The following is a 17,145-nucleotide window of genomic DNA, read 5'->3' on the forward strand; positions in this document are numbered from 1 at the left end:
GACAATACAGAGCCGCGGAAAGAACAACGGCAGACAACTGGGATAAGCCAATCGTCTGCCGTTCTGAGTGCGCTCTATGCATCAAACATGGATAAGAATCGCCTACAGCGCTTGCAACTCCGGCGCTTGCGCTTGGAAATAGGTGCGAATGGACGCCGCATCATCATGCCCCAAGGTGATCTGCTGATAGGCGACTTCCACATTGCCAGAAAACATACCCTGAAAGCCATAGCTAGCGTAGGGTTCAGGTAGAGAGGCTTGTTCAAGAGCCTGCTCAAGCGATAGTCCCTGTTCTTTCCATTGCAGGGCTAGGGTTTCTAAGGTGCTTAGATAGCCCTTTAGGTTATCTAGGTTGGTGCGATCGCCCACTGGCCCGTGCCCAGGCACCACCGTTGCGGTGCTGTAGTTTTCTGCCAACATCTCCAAGTTATCTTGCCACACCCGAATATTACCATCTGCCAGGTAGGGTAGCCGCTCAGCAAATAACATATCCCCCGTCACCAACACATCCACGTCAGGGATATAGGCCACCAAATCGGTGCCACCGGAATGACCTTCAAATTCAACCAACTGGACTTGGCGATCGCCCAACCATAGATCCCAAGTTCCATTCACCACCACACTTGGCGGCGTCACGGTCGGATCGAGTTCCTGGTTGCGGGTTAGCATAAACTCGCGGATGGGGCCCCGTCCTAAAATCGGCAGTCCTAGTGCCTCCGCTGCTGCATTGCCACCGGAATGATCGAAGTGATAGTGGGTATCAACGACGTAGCGAATGGGCTGGTCTGTGAGGGTTGCCACGGTTGCAAACGCTAGGTTTGCCAAAGCTTGGTTCTGAAAGGTATCGAGAACCAACACCCCATCGGAACCAACCACAATCGTGACGTTGCAAATGGCGGTCGTGGCAAAGTCTGCGGGCGGAAAGTCGGTGCTAGCCACCAAGGTATAGACACCCTCGGCGACTTCTTCCACGGTGAGCCCAGCTATTTCTAGAGTCACCTCAGGAGTTTCCTGGACTGGAGCGTCTTGGGCTGGAACTGGCGCTTGCAGCCCCACAACGCCTACTAAGGCAGCCAGGGCAATGATCAGCCCCAATGCCCATCTACGAAGTTGCTTCATGGATTTTCTCGCAAAATTTGTGGCAAACATGAATCGTTTCCATAAATATTACAAGCAAACTTCCAGACGCACTAGCTATACCTCAGCCGTGAACGCTAAGCTAACCGGGAACAAGAGAGCGATCGCCTTGAGGAAGAATCCGGTACACCTGCCGGTCATCTATCCATCGACCCCGATCCCCAACCATGCACCTAGCCCCCTGTTGACTGAAATGGATCGGCAGGGCTCACCTTACCTGTCGATCAACAAAGTTAGCTTGAATGTTCGACAGCGATCGCTCTTGGTGTGATTTGAGGAGAGCGATCGCTCAATATCTTTACAAGCCCCTAAAGCAGGTGTTAACTTTAAGGCAAGATCTAGCTAAATAATCTACAGTCGGTGAGATATTATTCTAGTTGTCTGTGAGCATTGAGAGCTGACTTAAAGTGGACACTAAGGAAGTAGAGCGCTTACAATATGCTAGTAGACGCTTCCTCTCTTCGCTGACACAAAAAAAATGGAATTCAACGAAAAATCTGCCAGTTCTCAATTCTCTGCTGGTGCTGGTTTTCAAGCCAATGGAGATGCCCGGTTCGTATCGCAAAATGTTCAAGACATCGGTCGCCAATTTAAAACGAAAATGTCCAGGACAGCAAATGCCTCAACTCCTTCTAGGGAAGGATTTGCTTTTGAATATCTGGATGCAATGGATCAGGTGATCAGTCAGGGAGGAAGCTGTAAAGTTGAGGTTCCTAGTGTTAATGTCAAGAACTCAGCTGACATTCAGGTTAAGTCCAGAACGTCTGGTAACATAGTTCAAGAACAACAACTAAAGCTCAATTCTCGTTCAGCAGATAACGCTGTCAAAAGTGGAGGCTATGAGCAACAGGAGATTAGAACTCCAAAGGGACAAACTCGTAAGCCCACAAATCCCAATGTCAAAGAATCTAATGTTTCCGCATCTGAAGTCAGTAAAGGAGCTAAAAATCCCAATCAGGCAACTAGCAACTATCGATTAAAAGCTGCCATGGCTGAGATTGGTAATGCTGCTGCTATTGGTGCCATCACTGGAGCTGTTGCTGCCACGATCATTTCAGGGCTAGAGCATTTTCTGGCAGTTGAGCGTGGCGAAATGGAAATAGACCACGCTATCACAGAAGTTTTTCTAGATGCTGTTGAAGGTGCTGTTATGGGTGGTGTAAGCGGCGGAGCATTTGCAGCTATTCCTGCATTCATTCCTACTTTAATTCCTGTGCTAAGTGTAATCTCTGTGCCTCTCTTAGCTGCTGGTGCGTTCCAACTCGTTAATCAAGTTGGTCAAATTATTGATCATCATACATTTTTTAAACGTAATGCCCTGCTTGCAAAAGTTCATCAACAAGATGCTCAGTTCTTCGAACATTTCGACAAGCAGGTTATGGAATATCTTAACAGTTAATTTCTCATCTTAGTAACAAAGCAAATAAATTTTGAATTATTAGGACTTCCACAATGAACATCGACCAGGCTCGTGGTCTTCTTGATGAGATTGAAGCTCTGCTCTACTCTGGCTCAGAGTGGGACATGTTTTGGCGAAATGTTTTTAATGAAATCCGAGCGGGGGATGTAGACGGTCTTTTTCATGAAGCTCTTGCTAAACTTCATGCCCTGGGTGCACTAGACAACAATGTAGATAGTTTTATAAGCATCTTCATCAGATCGCAGATTCAGCGATTCTATGAGCAACTCTACAAAACCCGTAGATGGCATCTGATTAATGGTCATGTTTATACTTACTCGGATGTTCTACGCTTTATTGCAAAAAGTCAATATCTAATTCAGCTTCTCCGTAAGAAAATTGAGCAAATTCATGCTGAGTCTTGCAAAGTATCTGATGAGTTTTCTGAACATATAGTAGTTTCTAGAACAGATGCGTTTATCCGTGATAGGTAGTATGGAGAAAATTCTCACGAATCCTCGCAGTCCATCACACGCCGGGTGTTTTCGCACCAAGTGACTCCTCGAAAAAGTTTATACAATTACAGATAAAGCCTACAGATATAGTCTCTACGTGTACGTCACTTTGTTGACTAATCATACGTTTTGAGGTGTGTTTGTTTCAGCTTAGTTCAACTTACTGGAGGTGATATTCAATGATGATCTGGCTGGTTGTCCTAAAAAACAATAGTTCAACTTCAAGAAAAGCGCATGCCATATCCGATTGAAAGAAAATTAGTTATTGCTGTTTCATCGAGTGCACTTTTTGATTTAACTGAGTCCAACAAAGTTTTCGTCGAGAAGGGCCCCAAAGCATATAAAAGATTTCAAGAAGACAATCTTAATGAGATTCTTGGTAAAGGCGTAGCTTTTCCATTTATTAAACGTTTTTTAGGAATAAATAGAAGATTTCCAGATGAATTGCCAGTTGAGGTAGTTTTATTATCTAGGAATTCTGCAGCTACAGGTAAAAGAGTGTTTAGGTCTATACAGTATTATGGACTAGATATATCGAGAGCCGCTTTCATGGAAGGGAGATCCCCTTATGAGTACATTCCTGCATTCAATACTTCATTATTTCTCACCGCCAATGAGGAGGATGTACAAAAAGCGATAGATGCTGGCTATCCTGCGGGTGTGGTTCTACCGAGCAAAATAGTAAATGATGACGAGCATGAAGATTTAAGAATTGCCTTCGATTTTGATGGTGTCATAGCCGATGATGAAGCAGAATTGATTTTTAAGGGTGGTAACCTCCCAGATTTCCACGCGTATGAGGTAAAAAAAACTGACATACCACATAAGCCGGGACCTCTGGCTGACTTGTTTAAAAAACTATCTTTTCTTCAAAAATTGGAAGATCGTGAATTGGATCGTGACATAAATTACAAGCGAATACTAACTACAGCAATTGTTACTGCCAGAAATGCTCCGGCTCACGAGCGTGTTATTACCACTTTGGAAAGCTGGGGTGTAAGTGCTAATGAAATGTTTTTTCTTGGAGGGATGGTCAAAGATAGAATTCTATCTAGATTAAAGCCTCATATGTTTTTTGATGATCAACGAAGTCACTTAGAATCAGAGGCTGGCGACATACCTATGGTTCATATTCCATTTGGTATTGCCAATAAAAAAAATGAAGGCGCTGCTGAATAGTAGTATGACTCCGCAAACTTTTGCATGGAGTTTCAAAGCTTCTATCTAGAGGTTTATACCCTGGTTCAGCAGCACTAGGCTGAGATTGCTACAGCTACAGCTCCGTGAGAGTGCTAAGTAACGTCAGTTCGGGTTAAGGGGATTTTCCAGCTTGTTGGACGAAAGAATCAAGCTCTCAGTCCACGAGAGAATGAGGCTTTCAGCTTATCCCGAACTCAGGTTAAGTAAAGCCTATACCAGTGACTAGCTTGAGCTGATTGAGCCCTTTTGACTACGATTGATCAGGCATTCATATAGTCGTTCAGGACGCGATCGCTCATACTAGATCTGGGTTTCCTCGATTATGGGAGTCACCTATGTTGTCACATAAAAGGAGAACAAAGTATGACTGTAGATGCAGAAATCTTACAAACGATCACCCAAATGCCAGAGCCCTTGAAGCAAGAGGTTTTGCATTACGCAAAATATTTAATTGAAAACTATTCAAAAGTAAATACTGAGGAGAAGACATCACAAAAGAAACGTCGATCGGGCATCTTAAAAGGCACGTTTGTTTTGCCCTTGCCGGATGACTTTGATGCACCTCTTGAAGATTAGATCTTATCGGAAATTGAGCTGACAAAATCGGTGCTAGAAAGATAGACCAGTGGAAGGCATCAACAAACCACGGGATAGCTGGATTGGATCGAGGAAGCACACCCAACTCATCTCATAGCATTCACATAGCGATGATCGCTTTCATTGGCATATCGGTCACGCGCTGGAGAGCGATCGCTGCCGGCAGGGTAGAGAGCGATCGCTTCATCGAAGATTTCATGCATGTCATTGAGCAAGTGTGGGAGTATAAAACTATCTAGGACTGCCTGTTAGGAGAATCTCCAGCCTCCAAGACCACCTTTAATAGTTCTAGATCTCACCATAGTATTAGCTCTATAAAACTCTCATGACTGACTCGTATCAAATTCGCATTCACAATCGCAAAACCGGCACCTCCCACTGCGTTCGGGTGCCAAGCGATCGCTACATTCTCCACAGTGCCGAAAATCAGGGCGTCGAACTTCCCTTCTCCTGTCGTAACGGTGCTTGCACGGCCTGTGCAGGGCGATTACTCTCTGGCGAAGTGCATCAGCCAGAAGCCATGGGCCTCTCGCCTCATCTACAGGAAAAGGGCTATGCCTTGCTCTGTGTCAGCTATCCCTGTTCGGATGTGGAAGTGGAAACCCAGGATGAAGATGAAGTGTATGAGCTTCAATTTGGGCGCTATTTTGGCAAGGGTAAAGTACGCCGGGGGTTGCCCCTTGATGAAGACTAGAAAGCAACTGAGGATGCGGTGGCTAGCGTTGGTGCTGGTTGTGCTGAGCTGGACGGGGGTTGCCTGTGCGGCAGAACCGGCAACCCATCCGGCCCAAGTCGTGCGGGTGGTGAGTGGGCAAACCCTAGAAGTGCTGCTCCCCAACGGCCCGGCAGAGCCCCAAACGGTTCGACTGTTAGGTCTGGATGCGCCGGATCTGCGGCAGGAGCCGTGGGGAGAGGCAGCCCAGGCCTATTTGGCGGAATGGCTGGAAGGACAGACGGTGGGTCTAGAGCCGGGTGTGGAACCAGCGGATAGTTATGGGCGGCAATTGGCCTACGTTTGGCAGGATGGGCAGTTGGTGAATGAGCGCATGATTGCTCAAGGCTGGGGGTTGGCGATCGCCCGTGCTCCCAACCTGCGCTATGACGATCGCTTTCAGCAGGCTCAAATGGTGGCCCGGGCTTTGGGTCGCGGCATTTGGAATCCTGATCAGCCCCTGCGCCAAACCCCGACCGAATTTCGCCAGTCCCTGCCCGATGCATCCTGAACAACGATTGACGACAGGACAGAAGCGGTGTAGTGTCCAGGGTTAGCTGTAATCCTGACCCCAATCGCCATGACTCTACTCGACTGGCTTGTTGTATTGGTATATCTCCTGCTGACCCTATGGCTAGGGTTATACCTATCGGGGAAGGCCTCGGGCAGTTTGGTCGATTTCTTTGTATCGGGGCGATCGCTGCCCTGGTGGCTGGCGGGCACCAGTATGGCCGCCACAACTTTTTCCATTGATACACCTCTCTATATTGCCGGGGTGGTGGGTACGCGCGGCATTGCCGGCAACTGGGAATGGTGGAGCTTTGGCATGACCCATGTGGTGATGATCTACGTCTTCGCCCGCATGTGGCGGCGATCGGAAATTGTCACTGATGCAGAACTCACCGAACTGCGCTACGGCGGTTCCATGGCGGCGGTGTTGCGGGGCATCAAAGCGTTCCTGTTTGCCGTGCCGATCAACTGCATTGGCATTGGCTACGCCATGCTGGCCATGGTGAAGGTGGTGGATGCGCTGGAACTCTGGCAGAGCTTGGGATTTACGCCAGGGGATAACCTAAAGCTGTGGAGTGTGGTGGGTGTGAGTATCTTTGTGCTGCTCTACGCTGGGGTGTCGGGTCTCTGGGGCGTGGTGGTGACGGACTTTTTCCAGTTTTTTCTAGCGTTGTTTGGGGCCATTGTGGTGGCGATCGCTGCCGTGAATCATGTGGGCGGGATGCGCGAACTGGTGCAGCAGGTGCAGCAGCATTCTGCCCAAGACGTGTTGACCTTGGTGCCGGTGCGCATTGGCGGCGAGGGCGGCTGGCTGGCCTGGAGTGAAATGGCGGGCATCAGCGTCAGTACGTTTTTGGCCTATATTTTTCTGCAATGGTGGGCTTTTCGGCGCAGTGATGGCGGCGGTGAGTTTATCCAACGGCTGGCGGCGGCTAAGACGGAGGCGGAGGCAGAAAAAGCTGCCTGGTTTTTCAATATCCTGCACTACGTGGTGCGCACCTGGCCTTGGGTGGTGGTGGCGCTGGTGGCGCTGGTGGTCTATCCCGACTTGGGCGATCGCGAACTGGGCTACCCCAAACTGATGCTCGATTTTCTGCCGCCGGTGCTGCTGGGGCTGGTGGTGGCGTCTTTGATTGCTGCCTTTATGAGTACGGTGTCTACCCTGATTAACTGGGGTGCGTCCTATTTGACCAATGATCTCTACGCCCGCTTCATGCGCCCCACGGCCACCCAGGCGGAGCTGGTGCTGGCAGGACGGCTGGCGTCGGTTATTGTGACCGTCTTGGGTGCGATCGCGGCCTTCTATTCCAGCGACGTGGCCGCAGTCTTTCGCTTGGTGATTGCCATTGGCACGGGGCCGGGTTTGGTATTGATTTTGCGGTGGTTTTGGTGGCGTATCAATGCAGCGACGGAGCTGGCAGCCATGGTCGGCGGCTTTGTGATTGGCATCCTCAGCAGTTTGCCCAATGTGGATGAAATGCCCAACAACGGGCTATTTCAGATCCCCGGCATTGGCCCGGGGCTGCGCAGTGGACTGTCGGTGATGCAAACCCAGATTTTTGCCGATTTTGGTCTGCGGCTGTTGTTCATTGCCAGCGTTACAACGGTGATTTGGGGCGTAACGCTGCTGCTGACGCCTCCCGAGTCGGACGCAACCCTAGATGACTTCTACCGACGGGTGCGGCCGGGGGGCCCGGGCTGGGCCCGGCAGCGATCGCGCACAGGACTCCTGCCCGCCCAAAATCTCCAGCAAGATCTCCAGCGGGTGCTAGCGGCCATCCTGGTGCTCTTTGGCTCCATGTTCACCGTCGGCGGCTTCCTGCTGCTGCAATCGACCACGGGGTTCATCTCCTTGGCGATCGCGGTACTGGGCTGGATGTGGCTCCGGCGGTGCGATCGCGCCCATGGTCTACGCATTCCCCGACCGGGTACCGAAGATCCCCATGCCTAGAACAACCACCCCGGCTCCATAATGTTGCAAAATGTAAATAACCCGATCATCTGTTGAGATTGAGAGACCCCAATGGCTATTTTCCGGCAATATATCGCACCGTTTTTGATCGTTTTAGTCTTCTTGGTGGCCCTGCTGGCCGTGAGTTCTCGGATTTTCCTCCCCTCCGACATGGCCGCCCCCGCCCCCATTGAAGATCCAGATCTTGCCCAGATTGAGCCGTCCCCTTCATGGGATCGAGTATGGAGCTAAACCCCCAGCGATCGCCCTTGGTGCCGGGGTATCACCTCAAGCGCGGCAGTAGTTTAGACCGCGCTCAGGTGGTGAAGTTCATGCAGCGCACCTACCAAGAACGGCATCCCGATCGCTCCTTTGGGCATCTGGCCCAGACGGTTGATCAGTATTTATCCAGCGATACGCCGCTGTGGTGGGCCCTTGCTAATCCTGAGGAGGGTAGCGAGCAAGATTCTACACCGGTAGCGGGGGTGTGGGCCGGCAATGCCATTGACCAAATCACCGGCGATCGCCATGCTCATATCTTTCTGCTCTACGTGATGCCAGCTCATCGGCAGCGCGGTCTCGGACGGGCGCTCATGCAACAGGTGGAAACTTGGAGCCAGCAGCGGGGCGATCGCCAAGTCGGTCTGCAAGTGTTTTCGGATAATCAACCGGCCCTGCACCTTTACCAAACCCTAGGCTATCGCGCTCAGTCTTTGTGGATGGTGAAGCTCTTGACCTAGATCGGTGCGGAGTTGGGGGACGAGATGCAGCAATGTCCGGGGTGAGCCGTCGTAGAACGTCAGCAGCGGCTACGTTTCACCCAACGTGCTGATTTAGACGCTAATCCAAACGTAGCAAAGCACTAGAACCATTGCAGTCCCCAACCAAAGGTCTCGCTGCTCCGACCAAGTGCGCAGCAGGTTGTCCCACAGAAACCTCAAGGCAGCCCGACGCTCCTGTCCCAGATCTGCCATGAGCACCGCGACTCGCTGATCAACCTCCGCTAGCGAGATCTCGCCTCGCTGATAGGCAGCTTCCAACTGGTCGAGGTTTCTCCAATATTGACGAGTAGCATCTAACAAGTTGGGCATGTAACAATGTGTTAACTCTTCTTTACAAAGTGTAACGAGTTTACGCACGTTTTGCAGTGAGGATGTCCTCACCTGGCGACACACACCTGGAATGCTCTAATTCTTGAATGAGATTACCCAAGGAATGCCATCCCAATCGAGCCCGAGTCCTCAACCTCAGGTTGAACGAGGTTAGGTCGCTGACCAGACGTGCTATCCCTATCGGGGAATGTGAGGAGAACGATCCGCCGACAGCTCATCGGCGCGGCAAAGGTTAACAGAAGCTTTCGGATGAGCGATCGCTGCCGATTGTCCCTCACAATAAAACCAGTCGTCCATTCCAGGCAAGCCCATGGCTTACGCAACTGAACTTTATCCAGGGCAACAGTGTTACGTCCACAATGCTGGCGATCAAACAGTCGTGACCCTAGCCTCCATGGCCTCCGGGCAGCAGCAGCAGGCCAGCACTAGCCTGATGACCGGCTCCTGGACGGCACCACCCAGGTTCTATCGCACCCAGCAAGGCGGTATCATCCAACTAGCCACGACCCAAGGCGATCGCTACCTATGCATCCAAGGCACCAGCCTCCAACTGCTGGCCGCTCCTCCAGCGATCGCCGACGCCCAAGCCCTGCCGCTGCAGTGGGTTGATGATCCAGTAGCAGCTCCCATGAAGCCCATGGCCTCCATACCACCCATGACACCGATGCAGCCCATGAGGCCCTTGTCGATGCAAATGGGCAACATGCAAATGTCGATGCAGCCCATGGAAATGCGGATGGGGGACATGACCCTCCGGGCTGAAGCTAGCGCCTCAAGTTCTCCTACGCCGTCTGCCCGGCGGTTTTGTAGCCAATGTGGTGCGCCAGTCCAAGCCAGCGATCGCTTTTGTGCCGCCTGTGGCCACGCCCTTGGGGGATAATAGACGACTAAACGGTAATTCTCTCTGGGCTCCTAGGGGGCGATCGCCGAGCTGTGGGGTAGAACGGTGTCTCACAGCACAACCGCAGCCGGATGCACTACGCTATCCTAGAGAGACTTAAGTTTTATTGAGCAACTGCACCCACTCAAAATCATCCATGCTCCGTGCATCACAAGCCCAATGCCTCCAAGGCACGGAGAGCATCAAGCCTGGATGTGTTCTAGCCTGTTCCAACTCTGAGGAGCAGCCGCTCAAGTCAGTTGCTCGTGGCGATTAAGCTTGTAGATTCAAGGTGACACGTTCTATGACAACACTGTCAAATAGTCCAACCGGTTTATCGGATGATGCAATTTGGAGCAACCTGAAGCGGGCGATCGCTAGCAGTTCTGGCTTTAAACGTTGGCAGCAGGAAAAGAGCGGAGTCAGCGATCGCCAAGATTGGACGCTCGACCAGCTTGTCTCTAGCTATCTTCGGGAAACCTTAGAAACCCTTGCCTACTAAGCTAGACAGCCGTTGATCATCATGACTGATGGGTTGGTTTACAGTTTTATAACCCTACCTCTGCCCCGAGCTGTTCTAGTTCGGGGTTTAGTGTATGGGTAATTCAGCACCTATGCTCAGCCAGGAAGGGGAATGGGTGCTGGAACAGCCCCAGGAATAGGGACAGATCCTGTCGCACTTGCACCGGATTGTATGGGAGTGGATAGTGAGCCGCTCGACAGCCGGAAAGGCAGTTCTAGGTTTCGGAACCTGCCTGGTGAAGAAACACTAGGCCACAGCCCCTTGGCTATCCAGCGTGATCGCTTCATGGGTATAGCGACTCATGCGGGCATAGTCACCAATGGCATGGCAGAGGTTTTCTAAGCATTTCAGCGTCTGCCGCTCCAGTTCCCAATCTGGCAAACTGCGCACCACCTCTAAGCGCTGTTCGTAGTAGTAAATAGACTTATCGTATTCACCCAGGGCATCGTAGATCACCCCCAGATTTTCTAGGGTTTGCTCCTCCGCCCGTCGATCACAGAGCGATCGCACCAGTACTAGACGCTGGCGATGATAGTCGGTGGCTTTCGGCAATTGTCCCGCCGCATAGCAAACGCTGGCCAAGTTTTTCAGCACTTGCCCTTGGGTGCGGAGATCGTCCATTTGCCGAGTGACGACCAACAGTTGCTCATAATAGTCAAGGGTTTTGGAATAATTGGCATTAGAATGATGGGCATTGCCAAGATTACGCAAGACTTGACTTTCAACCCGCAGGTCATGCATAGGGCGAACCAAGGCTAGGGCCTGTTCATAAAAAGCGATCGCTGTGTCACAATCTCCAATCGCTTTATAGGCCATACCCAGATTGTTCAGCGCAGCCACCTCACCCCGCTGATCATCAATAGCCCGAGAAATATTAAGACTTTCCAGCTTGTAGGTAATGGCAATCTCATGGTTGCCCATGTGACGATAGGCATTACCCAGAGTACCTAAAGCCTGGCGCTCCGTGCGGCGATCGCCTGCATGACGGGCCGCATCTAAGCCTTGGTGAGCTTCAGTAATCGAGTCGCGGTAGTTGCCTAAGGCATAGTAGACCAACCCTAGGGCACTGTGGGTTCGCCCCAGCCCTTCAGAGCTGTGCTCGTGTTGGTAGTCCATTAAGGCCTGTTGCAGCAGGCCAATCGCTTCATCAAAGCGCCGGTGATGATACAGATCAACACCCGATTTCAATGCACGGTCGGCGGCGCTTTCAACCCCTTGCTTGTCTTGGCTAGACATACCCCTACTTGACTCACTACATAGCGGCGTCGATAACGTCCCCTGTAGCTCGTAGATTTTCTTATATAGCATCGTACCCATCCTAAATGCTGATGCAATGGGGCCGCCAATACTCTCCCAATGACTTAATACAATTCCTACAAGGAACTTGAGCTTTAGTTCAAACGAAATGTCTACCAACTCACGTGATTAAGCCTGAAGGTCTTACCTATAAACTGAGTCGGTGGGACTGAGTCCATGCTGGCAATCTGACCAGCTTGCTATAGACATTCATCTGTGTCATCGGCTAGTTACGTCGCACGCCGCACCCTTTAGCCTAAACATTTGAGAGCAGTCAGCCCATAATCATTAAGGCTTGAGCTATCTATATCCTATATAGGGCCACGTTAGTCCTATAGAAGATGTATCAATAGATTCATCTTGACCTAGATCACTCAAGAGATTCAAATTTGTCTTAGCGCAACTTATGAAAAGTTTCCATACCTCTATATGTATATGAAATTTTGATGAACGAACACGGTAGATGCTCTGAAGTCATCTGTGCTGGTTTTGCGCTATGACATCACAAAAAGGAGAGGATCTACGCAGATTGTCTTAACAATTATGAACAGGGTTTACACATTGCTGTCTCTTGATGTAGGGCTACTGCGCGCTACAAGGCCAGCGATCGCTGACCTAGCAACTACTCACGCATTTATGAAGAAGTTCTGAATCCTATTTCAGGTTTTTAGTATCCCACCCTAAGACCTGCGTAATTTCAACGAGGATTCTTAAAGTATCCATAAACTTGCGGAGATGCCAAACTATAAAGTTTTGCCAAAACGGTTGAGGCAGCCTCCTAAAAACTAGACTAGATTGAGAGAGCTCCCTAGGTTTCCTGCTCTTTGGCATGAGCGAGGGCCCATTTCCGTCCTAGCTGGCTGGAATCCGTGGCGCTCCTCTCATCTAAATATCTGCGAAGGGTTACCTACCTAGGTCTTGCCCCTTCGCTGCTCTCCGTCGTTCTATTGAAGGTGCCTGTGACTGCTGTCTGGACTGCTGAACGGTTATTGTTTGAGCCCGCTATCCCCCATGAGGACGCGATCGCCACTATTTTTGCCTTCCCCAACGAGTACACCATTGGCATCACGAGTTTGGGCTATCAAGTGGTGTGGGCAACCTTAGCGATGCGCCCTGATCTTCAGGTGAGCCGCCTCTTCACCGATGGACATGATCCCCTACCCCAGCAGCCAGAACTCCTAGGGCTCTCCCTCTCTTGGGAGTTAGATTACGTAAATGTACTGACGTTGCTCGAATCCCTCGACTTGCCCATCTGGAGCCGCGATCGCACCGCTGCTGCTCCGCTGATTTTTGGCGGCGGCCCTGTTCTTACCGCTAACCCCGAACCCTTTGCCGATTTCTTTGATGTCATCTTGCTGGGGGATGGAGAACTGCTGCTCGGTGATTTCATTGATGCCTACAAAGCCGTGCGCCACGCCGATCGCGCCACCCAACTGCGTCACCTCGCTCAAGTTCCTGGCGTCTATGTGCCCAGCCTCTACGCCGTCACCTACCACAGTGCTGATGGCGAGATTCAGGCGATCGCTCCCCTCGACAGCAGCCTGCCCGCCCAGGTGCAAAAACAAACCTATCGCGGTAATACCCTATCCACTTCCACCGTAGTCACCGAGAAGGCCGCTTGGGAAAACATCTATATGGTGGAAGTGGTGCGCAGTTGTCCAGAGATGTGTCGCTTCTGCTTAGCGAGCTACCTCACCCTGCCGTTTCGCACCCCCAGTCTAGAGGCTTCCCTGATCCCCGCCATTGATCGGGGGCTACAGGTCACCGATCGCCTGGGTCTCCTCGGAGCATCGGTCACCCAGCATCCGGAATTCACCGATCTGCTCACCCATCTCAACCGTCCCCAGTACGACCACGTGCGCCTCAGCATCGCCTCCGTGCGCACCAATACGGTCACCCAGCACTTGGCGGAAACCTTGGTGAAGCACGACAGCCGCTCGATCACCATCGCCGTGGAGAGCGGCAGCGATCGCCTCCGCCAGATTGTCAACAAAAAACTACAGAACGATGAAATTGTGGAAGCCGCTATTCACGCTAAAGCCGGTGGTCTGAGTAGCCTGAAGCTTTACGGGATGGTCGGCATCCCTGGAGAAGAACCGGAGGACATCGAGGCCACGGTGGCCATGATGCGATCGCTGAAACGTGCTGCTCCAGGTCTGCGCCTCACCCTAGGCTGCAGTACCTTCGTGCCCAAAGCCCACACGCCTTTTCAGTGGTTTGGCGTCAACCGCCAGGCCGAGAAGCGCCTCAAGTCTCTTCAGAAGCATCTGCGCCCCCAGGGCATGGAATTTCGCCCGGAAAGCTACAACTGGTCTGTGATTCAAGCATTGATCTCCCGAGGCGATCGCCGCATTGCGCCTTTGCTAGAACGGGTGCGTCACTATGGCGATTCCTTGGGCAGCTACCGCCGTGCTTTTAAGGATCTACGCGGTACGTTGCCGGATCTGGACTTTTACGTCCATGACCATTGGCGCACCGACCAAGTGTTGCCCTGGCAGCACATTCAAGGGCCCCTCCCCGTCACTACGCTGGAGAAACATCTAGACAGCGCTACCGCACTCTTTCCCAGCGCAGCCATATCGGAAACTAGGGACGCGATCGCTCCCTAAGAAACCTCCTGCCAAATTTTCTAGGTGTTGACAGCCCCAGAGATTCAACTCATCGACCGGCAACGCCAGAGATCCCAGGTTCAACCACCCTAGTGCTCAAAAATATTGGAATAGTGCATCAAATCTAAATCAGCAAAGGTGGGAATGCAGCGGAAACAATCCTGGGCTAGTTGCCAGCGACCCTCGCGCTGCAGCATCTCTATCAACTTCAGCCGCACATCCACCAAATAGCGCACATCATTAGCGGCGTAGCGCAGTTGCGCCTCCGACAAGGTGCTGACCTTGCCCCAGTCAGAGCTTTGGGCGGTTTTATCCAGCTCCACCTGTTCCAATTCGGCCACCAAGGACTTTAAGCCATGCTGAGACGTGTAGGTGCGGGCTAGCTTGCTGGCAATTTTGGTGCAGAAAATCGGATTCACAGCGATCGCCAACTGATGCTGGAGCGCCGCCACGTCGAAGCGAGCAAAGTGGAAAATTTTGGTGACCGAGGCAGCTTCCATCAGGGTTTTCAGATTGGGAGCCTGCTGCTGACCTTGGGCAATACGCACCACCGATCCCCGCCGCTGGGGATCACAAAGCTGCACTAGACAGAGGCGATCGCGCCATGGCAACAGCCCCATCGTCTCTGTATCCACAGCGATCGCATCCGCCTGCAAGTACTGCTCCAGCAGGGCATCCGATAGATCCTCATCCAAAACCTGAAAGTCTGTAAAATCCACCGTGATGCCCACCATACCTATCCTTCTAGTGCTATATCCGCCGCGACCGCCCTAGGGCGTCGGCAAGTCGTCCACAGGTGAGTTTACCGCATCACCCGACTCTGCGGATGCTCCAGACTCCCCGGCCTCGTCCGCCGCAGTCGCCGCTTCGTCAACACCGCCTGCCGCAATTTGGTTAATTTGGTCTTTGTACTGGGCAGGAGCCATCGCTGCCGCCTGCTCAAACAGCGGTTGAGCTTCATCATTCCGCTCTAGGGTTTGCAGCACGATCGCCTTAGCTAGCACCGGACGGAAATCTAGGGCATCCTTAGCGATCGCCTCGTCGTATACCGTCAAAGCTTCGGTATAGCGATCATTTTCCGCATAAACACGCCCCAGCAAAAGCTGCACCGCCACCACATCCACACTGCCTGCCTGCACCTGATTGGCATTGTCAGCAAGCTGGAGCGTATCTTCTAATAACCCAATCGCCGCTTCTGGACGTTCTTGACCCACCAACAACGCCACCAAACCCTGCAGCGCATTCATATTACCCGGCTGAGACGAGAGTACATCCCGGTAGGCTTGGGCCGCACCTTCGCGATCGCCCACCTGTTCTCTAGCCTGGGCTAGTAAGACCGCGTAGTCAGACTGCTCAGGATTAAGCTCCACGAGGCGTTCTAGGGGAACGATCGCCCCTTCAATGTCGCTCATTTCCAGGCGCACTTCCAGCAACCCCTCTAGGGCCACCACGTTATCCGGCTCCCGGTCGAGCACCAGCTCATAACCATGGGCTTGATCTGCCAATTCTTGCTGCCGCGCATCCGTTGGGTTAGCGCTTGGGGTACCTGGTGAAACCGACTCCTCCCGATCTTGGAAGGCACCAGCAAACGGCAACACCACCATTGACCCCGCAAAGGCTACAACAGCGATCGCCAAGATCAACGTTTTCATCCAACGATTTTGTGATTTCACCACGGACTCTTCCCAAACTCTATCGCCTATTATGGTCTACCCTGCCATCTCTGCCCACCCAATTCCACCAGATGGACAAGGTATCTGAGGTCAATCACGACGGAAACCGCCACCTGGTCCCCGGATTGACGGACAGATCTTTCTCCGATGCCCACAAGGAGAGCAAGCAAGCTGCAGATACTTTCAAAGCCTCGCTACCGACCCAGGAGAAGGGGTTGAGGTGCGGGGCTGCAAGTTTTGTCCGTCAGCCAGCCTTGCCCCTGTTACCGAGAGCGATCGCCCCCCTGAAGAACATCGTGTAAATCCTTTATTTCAGCCAATTTAGGTTTGATTTAGCCGGATACAAGCGATCGCGATTGTATAAACAGATGAAGTTGCCTCATTAACTAACCCCTAACATTTATGATAGATTTCCCGTCTGGTTGCACAACGTTATAGCCTCTATCCCATTACCATCCTCAAGGCTCCATGGGGACATTCCCTATCGTGGAACATCAGTTGTAAAGAATAGATACAAGTACACGTCAAGGGTCTCTAAACCTGTTGGCATCAGTCGCTGCTGCAGCTTGATCGCTGAACCATGCGTCCCTATTCAACGGTCTAAGACGACTTGGCGACGGTCCTTGTTCTGCCTACTTCTGCCATCAATCTTCCACCCTACATTCCCTCTGTTTAAGACATAATTGAGGATGCCCCGTTGAGGATAGCTCGTTAAAATCTTGCTCAATCTTTGCCAAGGCAGACTTATAGGTGGATGCTAATCTAGTGTTGAACTAAACATATAGTGTCAGTGTCCTGTCTGCTTATTTAGGCGAAAGCGGGTCGGCCGAATTTGCCCTAGGGAGGATCCAATGGTGTTACCAGCCAATCAACAGCCAACGCCGTCAGAGTCTGGTGACGTACCCCAAGTACCCACCTCTCCTGATCTGGTTCCTCCTCGACGCGCAACCCCTCCGGCCAACACTAACCTCGATCGCTCTGATCAACGTTCAGGACAACCTAGCCCAATGTCTTCTTCAGTCTCTTCGCAA

At 51.8% G+C, this 17,145-nt stretch carries 19 protein-coding genes; 13 read left to right on the forward strand and 6 right to left on the reverse strand.

From position 1 onward, the window contains the following. Positions 1–102: 102 nt before the first annotated feature. Positions 103–1,119: an MBL fold metallo-hydrolase gene (locus tag V6D20_08840; GenBank protein HEY9815883.1), complete on the reverse strand. Its 1,017-nt coding sequence runs from the start codon at positions 1,117–1,119 to the stop codon at positions 103–105. A gap of 88 nt (positions 1,120–1,207) precedes the next feature. Here V6D20_08840 and V6D20_08845 point away from each other — a divergent pair, with 88 nt between their 5' ends. From V6D20_08845 to V6D20_08890, 10 genes are all read left to right on the forward strand, one after another. Further along, positions 1,208–1,408 carry a hypothetical protein gene (locus V6D20_08845; GenBank protein ID HEY9815884.1) on the forward strand — a complete coding sequence of 67 codons (201 nt, stop codon included), beginning with the start codon at positions 1,208–1,210 and terminating at the stop codon, positions 1,406–1,408. 207 nt (positions 1,409–1,615) lie between these two features. Then, positions 1,616–2,536: a hypothetical protein gene (locus V6D20_08850; GenBank protein ID HEY9815885.1), complete on the forward strand. Its 921-nt coding sequence runs from the start codon at positions 1,616–1,618 to the stop codon at positions 2,534–2,536. A 53-nt stretch (positions 2,537–2,589) separates the two neighbouring features. Beyond that, positions 2,590–3,030: a hypothetical protein gene (locus V6D20_08855; GenBank protein HEY9815886.1), complete on the forward strand. Its 441-nt coding sequence runs from the start codon at positions 2,590–2,592 to the stop codon at positions 3,028–3,030. 255 nt (positions 3,031–3,285) lie between these two features. Beyond that, the gene (locus V6D20_08860) at positions 3,286–4,230 is read left to right on the forward strand and encodes a 5'-nucleotidase (GenBank protein HEY9815887.1); all 945 of its coding nucleotides are present in this window, start codon (positions 3,286–3,288) and stop codon (positions 4,228–4,230) included. 384 nt (positions 4,231–4,614) lie between these two features. After that, complete coding sequence (locus tag V6D20_08865) at positions 4,615–4,827, forward strand: DUF2281 domain-containing protein (GenBank protein ID HEY9815888.1); 213 nt, start codon at positions 4,615–4,617, stop codon at positions 4,825–4,827. Between the two features lie 346 nt (positions 4,828–5,173). Continuing rightward, on the forward strand, positions 5,174–5,542 hold the full coding sequence (locus V6D20_08870) for a 2Fe-2S iron-sulfur cluster-binding protein (protein HEY9815889.1): 369 nt from the start codon (positions 5,174–5,176) through the stop codon (positions 5,540–5,542). Positions 5,543–5,555: 13 nt separating this feature from the next. Then, positions 5,556–6,071, forward strand: a complete 516-nt coding sequence (locus V6D20_08875; GenBank protein HEY9815890.1) for a thermonuclease family protein — start codon at positions 5,556–5,558, stop codon at positions 6,069–6,071. 69 nt (positions 6,072–6,140) lie between these two features. Further along, positions 6,141–8,021, forward strand: a complete 1,881-nt coding sequence (locus tag V6D20_08880; GenBank protein ID HEY9815891.1) for a sodium:solute symporter family protein — start codon at positions 6,141–6,143, stop codon at positions 8,019–8,021. Positions 8,022–8,093: 72 nt separating this feature from the next. Then, complete coding sequence (locus V6D20_08885) at positions 8,094–8,273, forward strand: hypothetical protein (GenBank protein ID HEY9815892.1); 180 nt, start codon at positions 8,094–8,096, stop codon at positions 8,271–8,273. Further along, positions 8,264–8,761, forward strand: a complete 498-nt coding sequence (locus V6D20_08890; protein ID HEY9815893.1) for a GNAT family N-acetyltransferase — start codon at positions 8,264–8,266, stop codon at positions 8,759–8,761. The genes V6D20_08885 and V6D20_08890 overlap by 10 nt, the downstream gene beginning before the upstream one ends. Positions 8,762–8,854: 93 nt before the next feature. Here V6D20_08890 and V6D20_08895 read toward each other — a convergent pair whose 3' ends face one another. Continuing rightward, complete coding sequence (locus V6D20_08895; GenBank protein ID HEY9815894.1) at positions 8,855–9,112, reverse strand: hypothetical protein; 258 nt, start codon at positions 9,110–9,112, stop codon at positions 8,855–8,857. Positions 9,113–9,310: 198 nt separating this feature from the next. Continuing rightward, a complete protein-coding gene (locus V6D20_08900; protein HEY9815895.1) occupies positions 9,311–9,445 on the reverse strand; it encodes a hypothetical protein in 135 nt (44 codons plus the stop codon). Here V6D20_08900 and V6D20_08905 point away from each other — a divergent pair. Both V6D20_08905 and V6D20_08910 read left to right on the forward strand, forming a co-directional pair. Continuing rightward, positions 9,444–10,013, forward strand: a complete 570-nt coding sequence (locus V6D20_08905) for a zinc ribbon domain-containing protein (GenBank protein ID HEY9815896.1) — start codon at positions 9,444–9,446, stop codon at positions 10,011–10,013. The two genes, V6D20_08900 and V6D20_08905, sit on opposite strands and share 2 nt — an antisense overlap. A 304-nt stretch (positions 10,014–10,317) precedes the next feature. Beyond that, positions 10,318–10,515 carry a hypothetical protein gene (locus tag V6D20_08910; protein ID HEY9815897.1) on the forward strand — a complete coding sequence of 66 codons (198 nt, stop codon included), beginning with the start codon at positions 10,318–10,320 and terminating at the stop codon, positions 10,513–10,515. 267 nt (positions 10,516–10,782) lie between these two features. Here V6D20_08910 and V6D20_08915 read toward each other — a convergent pair whose 3' ends face one another. Continuing rightward, the gene (locus V6D20_08915) at positions 10,783–11,772 is read right to left on the reverse strand and encodes a tetratricopeptide repeat protein (GenBank protein HEY9815898.1); all 990 of its coding nucleotides are present in this window, start codon (positions 11,770–11,772) and stop codon (positions 10,783–10,785) included. A gap of 1,019 nt (positions 11,773–12,791) precedes the next feature. Here V6D20_08915 and V6D20_08920 point away from each other — a divergent pair. Continuing rightward, positions 12,792–14,441 carry a radical SAM protein gene (locus tag V6D20_08920; protein ID HEY9815899.1) on the forward strand — a complete coding sequence of 550 codons (1,650 nt, stop codon included), beginning with the start codon at positions 12,792–12,794 and terminating at the stop codon, positions 14,439–14,441. Between the two features lie 89 nt (positions 14,442–14,530). Here V6D20_08920 and V6D20_08925 read toward each other — a convergent pair whose 3' ends face one another. Together V6D20_08925 and V6D20_08930 are read right to left on the reverse strand one after the other, a co-directional pair. Next, on the reverse strand, positions 14,531–15,175 hold the full coding sequence (locus tag V6D20_08925; GenBank protein HEY9815900.1) for a ribonuclease H-like domain-containing protein: 645 nt from the start codon (positions 15,173–15,175) through the stop codon (positions 14,531–14,533). Positions 15,176–15,211: 36 nt separating this feature from the next. Then, positions 15,212–16,093: a tetratricopeptide repeat protein gene (locus V6D20_08930; protein HEY9815901.1), complete on the reverse strand. Its 882-nt coding sequence runs from the start codon at positions 16,091–16,093 to the stop codon at positions 15,212–15,214. Positions 16,094–17,145: the final 1,052 nt, after the last annotated feature.

It is taken from the genome of Candidatus Obscuribacterales bacterium (genome assembly GCA_036703605.1).
In the GTDB taxonomy this organism is placed as follows: Bacteria; Cyanobacteriota; Cyanobacteriia; order RECH01; family RECH01; genus RECH01.

What these genes read in the sequence shown, in the direction of transcription:
- V6D20_08840 (HEY9815883.1), bottom strand. Translation starts at nt 1,119, where the DNA reads ATGAAGCAACTTCGTAGATGGGCATTGGGGCTGATCATTGCCCTGGCT.
- V6D20_08850 (HEY9815885.1), top strand. Translation starts at nt 1,616, where the DNA reads ATGGAATTCAACGAAAAATCTGCCAGTTCTCAATTCTCTGCTGGTGCT.
- V6D20_08855 (HEY9815886.1), top strand. Translation starts at nt 2,590, where the DNA reads ATGAACATCGACCAGGCTCGTGGTCTTCTTGATGAGATTGAAGCTCTG.
- V6D20_08860 (HEY9815887.1), top strand. Translation starts at nt 3,286, where the DNA reads ATGCCATATCCGATTGAAAGAAAATTAGTTATTGCTGTTTCATCGAGT.
- V6D20_08865 (HEY9815888.1), top strand. Translation starts at nt 4,615, where the DNA reads ATGACTGTAGATGCAGAAATCTTACAAACGATCACCCAAATGCCAGAG.
- V6D20_08870 (HEY9815889.1), top strand. Translation starts at nt 5,174, where the DNA reads ATGACTGACTCGTATCAAATTCGCATTCACAATCGCAAAACCGGCACC.
- V6D20_08875 (HEY9815890.1), top strand. Translation starts at nt 5,556, where the DNA reads ATGCGGTGGCTAGCGTTGGTGCTGGTTGTGCTGAGCTGGACGGGGGTT.
- V6D20_08880 (HEY9815891.1), top strand. Translation starts at nt 6,141, where the DNA reads ATGACTCTACTCGACTGGCTTGTTGTATTGGTATATCTCCTGCTGACC.
- V6D20_08885 (HEY9815892.1), top strand. Translation starts at nt 8,094, where the DNA reads ATGGCTATTTTCCGGCAATATATCGCACCGTTTTTGATCGTTTTAGTC.
- V6D20_08890 (HEY9815893.1), top strand. Translation starts at nt 8,264, where the DNA reads ATGGAGCTAAACCCCCAGCGATCGCCCTTGGTGCCGGGGTATCACCTC.
- V6D20_08895 (HEY9815894.1), bottom strand. Translation starts at nt 9,112, where the DNA reads ATGCCCAACTTGTTAGATGCTACTCGTCAATATTGGAGAAACCTCGAC.
- V6D20_08905 (HEY9815896.1), top strand. Translation starts at nt 9,444, where the DNA reads ATGGCTTACGCAACTGAACTTTATCCAGGGCAACAGTGTTACGTCCAC.
- V6D20_08900 (HEY9815895.1), bottom strand. Translation starts at nt 9,445, where the DNA reads ATGGGCTTGCCTGGAATGGACGACTGGTTTTATTGTGAGGGACAATCG.
- V6D20_08910 (HEY9815897.1), top strand. Translation starts at nt 10,318, where the DNA reads ATGACAACACTGTCAAATAGTCCAACCGGTTTATCGGATGATGCAATT.
- V6D20_08915 (HEY9815898.1), bottom strand. Translation starts at nt 11,772, where the DNA reads ATGTCTAGCCAAGACAAGCAAGGGGTTGAAAGCGCCGCCGACCGTGCA.
- V6D20_08925 (HEY9815900.1), bottom strand. Translation starts at nt 15,175, where the DNA reads ATGGTGGGCATCACGGTGGATTTTACAGACTTTCAGGTTTTGGATGAG.
- V6D20_08930 (HEY9815901.1), bottom strand. Translation starts at nt 16,093, where the DNA reads ATGAAAACGTTGATCTTGGCGATCGCTGTTGTAGCCTTTGCGGGGTCA.